The organism is Streptomyces solincola (assembly GCF_002982015.1).
GTDB lineage: Bacteria > Actinomycetota > Actinomycetes > Streptomycetales > Streptomycetaceae > Streptomyces > Streptomyces solincola.
This window is the reverse complement of the sequence record NZ_PVLV01000674.1, coordinates 1-1,048: the sequence shown is the minus strand read 5'-3', so window position 1 is coordinate 1,048 and position 1,048 is coordinate 1. Positions and strand designations below refer to the sequence as shown.

Annotated in this window: 1 protein-coding gene; it reads left to right on the top strand. The window is 73.8% G+C overall.

The annotated features are described in order from the left end of the window. Nucleotides 1–118: 118 nt before the first annotated feature. The coding region (locus tag C6N75_RS29140; RefSeq protein WP_258177676.1) for a BtrH N-terminal domain-containing protein at nt 119–1,048 on the top strand (930 nt) is incomplete at its 3' end.

Here is a 1,048-nt window from a genome sequence, read left to right as displayed (position 1 = left end):
GGGAGACGGGCCCGGAGGAGTTCGAGGAGGCGTGGCGGGCGGCCGCGCCGTAGGGCGGCCGAGGGTCCACGATGGAGGGGTGGACGAGGCAGCAGTGCGGGGCGGCGGACGGACGCGGGTGGACGGCGTCGTCGTGCGCGAGGGGCAGCAGCATTGCGAGACGACGGCGCTCGGGGTGCTGCTGCGGCACCAGGGGCTCGATCTGTCCGAGCCGATGCTGTTCGGGCTGGGCGCGGGGCTGTCGTTCGTCTACTGGGACGGCAAGGGGATGGGCTTCCCGTTCCTCGGGGGGCGGGTCAAGCCCTTCGAGCTGACGCGGAACCTCGCGGACCGGCTGGGTCTGGGGCTTGAGGTGAAGGAGACAGTCTCGGAGCGCAGGGCGTGGCAGAACGTGGCGGAGCCGATCGGGGACGGGCGGCCGGTGGGGTTGCAGGTGGACAGCTACCACCTGGCGTACTTCACCTCGAAGGTGCACTTCGGCGGCCATGTCGTCGTGCTGTACGGCTACGACGAGCGGGACGCGTACCTGGTGGACACGGCCCAGCAGGGCGGGGCGGTGCGCGTGAGTCTGGCGGCACTGGCCCGGGCCCGGAGTGAGAAGGGGCCGATGACGGCCCGGAACCGGTCGTTCACGATCACGGCGCCGGAGGGTGCGACCGTGTCGGGGGAGAGGATCAGGGCGGCGATCGCGGCCTGCGCGGACGCCTTCCTGCGTCCGCCGATCGCGAATCTGGGGCACCGGGGCATCGAGAAGGCCGGCACGCTCGTGCCGGGCTGGCTGCGGCGGACCGACGACCCCGGGCGGGACCTGCCGCAGGCCGCCCGGCTGATGGAGCGGGCCGGGACGGGCGGCGCGCTGTTCCGGAATTTGTACCGGGACTTCCTGGGGGAGTGCGCGGAGCTGGTGGACAGCGAGCGGCTGCGGACCGGGCACCGGATGTACGGGGAGGCGGCCGCGCTGTGGACCGAGGTGGCGGCGCTCGTCGCGGAGGGCGGCGAGCGGGGTGACGAGGGCTGCCTGGTGCGGGCGGGTGCGCTGCTGGGGGAG